The organism is Herbaspirillum sp. B65, from assembly GCF_000333555.1.
Taxonomy (GTDB): domain Bacteria; phylum Pseudomonadota; class Gammaproteobacteria; order Burkholderiales; family Burkholderiaceae_D; genus Herbaspirillum; species Herbaspirillum rubrisubalbicans.
Genome location: NZ_BADI01000770.1, coordinates 1 through 4,537, shown reverse-complemented (window position 1 = coordinate 4,537; position 4,537 = coordinate 1). Strand labels below are relative to the sequence as shown.

The 4,537-nt window shown below is 62.9% G+C and carries 7 protein-coding genes; 3 read left to right on the top strand and 4 right to left on the bottom strand.

Annotated features, from left to right (window positions below; genetic code table 11):
• Window position 1 precedes the first annotated feature (1 nt).
• Entirely contained in the window at window positions 2-652 is a 651-nt protein-coding gene (locus tag I5W_RS18130; protein ID WP_044530277.1) for a Maf-like protein, read from the top strand.
• On the opposite strand, the gene I5W_RS18125 is transcribed toward I5W_RS18130, so the two are convergent.
• The 3 genes from I5W_RS18125 to I5W_RS18120 all read right to left on the bottom strand — a co-directional run bounded on the left by I5W_RS18125 (window position 646) and on the right by I5W_RS18120 (window position 2,643).
• A complete protein-coding gene (locus tag I5W_RS18125) occupies window positions 646-864 on the bottom strand; it encodes a DUF1289 domain-containing protein (protein ID WP_044530276.1) in 219 nt (72 codons plus the stop codon). The genes I5W_RS18130 and I5W_RS18125 overlap by 7 nt on opposite strands.
• A 364-nt stretch (window positions 865-1,228) precedes the next feature.
• Complete coding sequence (locus tag I5W_RS33895) at window positions 1,229-1,354, bottom strand: hypothetical protein (protein ID WP_255348486.1); 126 nt, start codon at window positions 1,352-1,354, stop codon at window positions 1,229-1,231.
• Between the two features lie 83 nt (window positions 1,355-1,437).
• Complete coding sequence (locus I5W_RS18120) at window positions 1,438-2,643, bottom strand: HPP family protein (RefSeq protein ID WP_199901763.1); 1,206 nt, start codon at window positions 2,641-2,643, stop codon at window positions 1,438-1,440.
• A gap of 158 nt (window positions 2,644-2,801) precedes the next feature.
• Between I5W_RS18120 and I5W_RS18115 the strand changes: the two genes are divergently transcribed.
• Both I5W_RS18115 and I5W_RS18110 read left to right on the top strand, forming a co-directional pair.
• Window positions 2,802-3,227 carry a MarR family transcriptional regulator gene (locus I5W_RS18115; protein WP_017450823.1) on the top strand — a complete coding sequence of 142 codons (426 nt, stop codon included), beginning with the start codon at window positions 2,802-2,804 and terminating at the stop codon, window positions 3,225-3,227.
• A 111-nt stretch (window positions 3,228-3,338) separates the two neighbouring features.
• A complete protein-coding gene (locus I5W_RS18110) occupies window positions 3,339-4,361 on the top strand; it encodes a LacI family DNA-binding transcriptional regulator (protein ID WP_199901762.1) in 1,023 nt (340 codons plus the stop codon).
• Between the two features lie 7 nt (window positions 4,362-4,368).
• On the opposite strand, the gene I5W_RS30155 is transcribed toward I5W_RS18110, so the two are convergent.
• Window positions 4,369-4,521, bottom strand: a complete 153-nt coding sequence (locus I5W_RS30155) for a diguanylate cyclase domain-containing protein (protein ID WP_256380789.1) — start codon at window positions 4,519-4,521, stop codon at window positions 4,369-4,371.
• Window positions 4,522-4,537 lie beyond the last annotated feature (16 nt).

Genomic DNA, 4,537 nt, shown 5'->3' with positions numbered 1-4,537 from the left:
TCTGCACTTCCGATATGTCGCAAATCATCCCAATCCCAGCCAACTATGCCTGATCCTGGGCTCCAGCTCCATCTATCGCAAGGAACTGCTGAGCCGACTCGGCCTGCCCTTCGAAACCATGGCTCCGGACATCGACGAAACCCCGCAACCCGGCGAAAGCCCGCAGGCCACCGCGCTGCGCCTGGCGCACCAGAAGGCCGGTGCCATCGCCGCCCGCGTGAGCGCGGCCCTGGTGATCGGCTCGGACCAGGTTGCCACCCTGGATGGCCAGCAGATCGGCAAGCCCGGCAATCACGCCAATGCCTTGAAGCAATTGCAATCGATGCGCGGACGCGAAGTGATCTTCCATACTGCGCTGTGCCTGTGGGATGGCCGCCGCGCCGATGCCGCCACTGCGGCGCAGGTCTGCAATGTGCAGACCCTGGTGCGCTTTCGCGACCTGGACGATGCCGAACTGGAAGCCTACCTGCGCATCGAGCAACCCTATGACTGCGCCGGCAGCGCCAAGAATGAAGGATTGGGCATCGCCATCCTGGACAGCATCCACAGCGACGACCCCACCGCCCTGACCGGCCTGCCACTGATTGCCTTGACCAGTATGCTGCGCCAGGCAGGGGTGAAGTTCTTTGCAGCGGGCGTGCCGCCTCAGTAATGACGGCGCGGGTAACCCTGGGCCAGGATGCGCTGCCACACTACCTCGCGCTGCGCCTCATCCATGAAGACCCACTGCGCCACCTCATCGACCGTGCGGCCGCAACCGCGGCAGACATCGTCGAAGGTGGTCGAGCAGACCGCCACGCAAGGCGTATCGGGGCGCTCGGGCGCAGAAGTGGTGGACGATGGCGACAGGGATGTGGAAGACATTGACAGAATCTGAAGGTAAAACGTGAAGCAGCGCGTCCGTTATCAAGAAAATAAGAAAGACATGAGCAAGGACGCCGGATGCACCATCTTACCAAGAACCGGCGCCGCCCCTTCCCTACTGCGTGAAGGGATAATCATCGACAGGGAAGCAAAGCCGAACGCACAGGCAAAAAAAAGCCCGCGACCAAGAGGTGCGGGCTTGAATCCAATTTCTTAAGGAGGAGATTGGAGGAGACAGGTGCCACTATAGCGAGGCACCCCGAGCGCGTCTGCTTTATTGTGGCAATAGCAGATATTCACGTTCCCAATAACTCCGTGCCTTCAGCGCCACAGCCCCACGTCACCATCCAGCAGCTCTGCGCACTCACGCCATTTGAGCGACCTGCTGCAACACCGAAGCCACCGGCTTGGGCGGATTGCCGCCCTGGCGTTCGCAAGCCTGCAACAGCAACAAGGCAGAGACCATCACGGCCAGCGCATTTGTTCTCATCACAACCTCCCTTGATGAAACATCATGCAAGCAAGATCCTCCTGCCCAGGCCCACTGTCAAGCCACGCCTTTAAGCCACTCATTCAAGCCGCAGTGCGCAAGCCCGGCGCGCTCGGCACAGCGCGCGCCACCGCCAGATTCTTCTCATACAGCGCAGCAATCATGTCCGATTGCGTCAACATCCCGGCCAGCTTGCCATCGGCCTGCACGATGGGAATCTGGTGCAAGCCATCGGCCATGCGCGGCACCAGCTCCAGCACCGGCGTGTCGACCTGCGCAGTAATGACGGGACGGCTCATGATCTGCCCCACCACTTCCGGTTTGTCGGAATGGGAAAACGGCACCCGATGCAGCAAACGCCGCAATTGCCCCGCCAGCCCCGACTGCACCTCTACCCCCGCATGTTCGAGGAAGTCGCTGCGGCTGATGATGCCGATCACGTGCCGCCCCCGGTCCCGCACCGGCATGGCGCGCAGGCGGTGCTGCTGCAACAGGCGCCAGGCCTCATCCAGGCCGGTGGCAAACTCCACCGCCACCACATCACGCGACATCACCGCAGCACACAGGGTCTGACCAAAACGACGGTGATAGGCACGCATTTCGGTCTGCATGAAGATTTCTTCCAGATCGTCACGACCGATGTCGAGCACCTGGTTGAAATTCTTCAGTACCTCATCCAGATCCTCGTGCGAAAAGCCCAGACGCGTGATCGGTAATTCATCTCGCGTCTGGTGCGGGTGCGCCGCCGCACTTTGCTGGGCATGGGGATAGCGGCGCCCGGTGGCATTGTTGAAAAACAGCGCCGTCACCAGCAGCAGCGCCGAATTGAGCAACACCGGCGAGAACACGAAGGCATAGCCCATCTGCTGCACTGCCGGCCCGCCCAACACCGCCGTCAAGGCCACCGCGCCACTAGGCGGATGGATACAACGCAACAGGAACATCGCCCCGATGGCCAGCGAAATCGCCAGCGCCGCCGCCAGCGCCGGTTCCTGAACCAGTCGAGCACAACTCACGCCAATGACCGCCGCACACAAATTGCCGCCCATGATGGACCAGGGCTGCGCCAGCGGACTGGACGGCACCGCAAAAAGCAGCACCGCCGACGCCCCCATGGGCGCGATCAGCCAGATGGTGCGGGCCTCATGCGGCAACAGCGCATAACTGATCAGACCCACCATCAGGATGCCGAACAGACTGCCGACGCAGGCGCGCATCCGCTCAAAGCGATCGACATGCGTTCTGGCGGGAATGAAACTTTTGAACCACAGCAAGATAGAATCGGGCATATCCGTTCCGTAACAACGGGGCTTCACAACAGCCAGCGGCGTGAGCGCGCCCCGGCCAAACCGCAATTACATCACAAGATGATATATATGTCCCGTTTGCCCCTCTACCCGCAGCAATGCACCGCATCCCTTGCGCCTCACTGCGAGGGTCCATCGCGATGAACGGCACGCCCCGCCTGCAAAAAGACGATTTCGAGGCACTGTCGGAATTTCGCTACCAATTACGCCGCTTCCTGCGCTTTTCGGAAGATGCCGCCCAAAGCGAAGGCCTGACCCCGCTGCAATACCTGCTTCTGCTGCACATCAAGGGCTATCCCGGGCGCGACTGGGCCAGCATCAGCGAACTGGCCGAGCGCCTGCAAGCCCAGCACCATGGCGTGGTAGCCCTGGTGACGCGCTGCGTGAAGGCCGGCCTGGTCACGCGCACCCCGGACGACCGCGACAAGCGCCTGGTCCAGGTGCGCCTGACCACGCTGGGCGAGCAATACCTGCATCGCCTGGCGCAACTGCATCGCAACGAGTTGCAATCCTTGTCCGGGGTATTTCAGGTTTCCAATATCTCGGCCTTCAACGACCGCGACTAAGTGCGCCACGAGGCCTCAGCAGCCTGCCCGCCAGCTACGGATGTGGATGTCCGCAAGCCCCGGCCGAGCAAGCTGCTGTTATGCTTGCAACAATTCTTCACCACCCGTCCCATGACTCGCAAATCCGACACCCCTGCCCCACCCGCCCGCGCCATCACCAAGGAAGACGTGGCGCGCGCAGCCGGGGTGTCGCACATCACGGTGTCACGGGTCATCAATACCCCGGAAAAAGTCGCGCCAGCCACTCGCGAACGGGTCGAAGCCTTCATCAGCAGCATGGGCTACATTCCCAACATGCTGGCCGGCGGCCTGGCCTCGCGTCGCACCCGCATCGTGGCCGCCATCGTGCCCACCATCAGCCACTCGATCTTTGCCGAAAGCGTGCGCGGGCTCTCCGAGCAACTGAGCCTGCAGGGCTACCAGTTGCTGCTGGGGCAAACCAATTATTCGGAACAGGCGGAAACCGCCCTGGTGGAAGCCTTCATTGGCCGCCGCGTGGATGGACTGGTCCTGACCGGTGTGCAGCACTCAGCGCGCACGCGCCAGCGCCTGAAGGTGGCGGGCATCCCGGTGGTGGAAACCTGGGACTTGAGCGAGCACCCCATCGATATGCTGGTGGGCTTCGACAACCATGCCGCCGGCCGCGCCATGGGTCACTACCTGTACCGCAAAGGCTATCGCCACATGGCCTTCGTCGGTGGTGACGACCCGCGCGGCCTGGCGCGCTTTGCTGGGATGCGCGAAGCGCTGCTGGCGCAGGGCGCAGCGCAGCCGCTGCACCTGGTGATGCCCATGGGCGCTTTCCTGCAAGCCGGGCGCGAAGCGATCTGCCGGCTGCTGGCCCACCACCCGCCGATCGATGCCGCCTTCTTCAGCAATGACGTGATCGCCGCAGGCGCGGCGCTGGAGTGCGCGCGGCGCGGCATCGCCGTGCCGCGACGCATGGCCTTAGCCGGCTTTGCCAATCTGGAAATCGCCCAGGAAGTCTTGCCGGCCTTGACCACAGTGCAGATCAGCGCGCACCAGATCGGCCTGACGGCAGCCGACATGCTACTGACCCGCTTCGATGGCGACCCGGTATCGCAAACAGTATGCGACCTGGGCTACACCATCCTGGAGCGCGACAGCACCTGAGCCCGGCTCACCCTTCCTGCACCTCATCGTCAGCCAGCTCGACCCGATTGCGTCCCAGCCGCTTGGCGCGATACAAGGCCAGGTCGGCGCGCTTGGTCAGCCTGTCCAGGGCCTCGTGATCATCCAGCCCTGCCACGCCGAAACTGGCACTGAGCCTGATCTGCTGACCTGCTTCG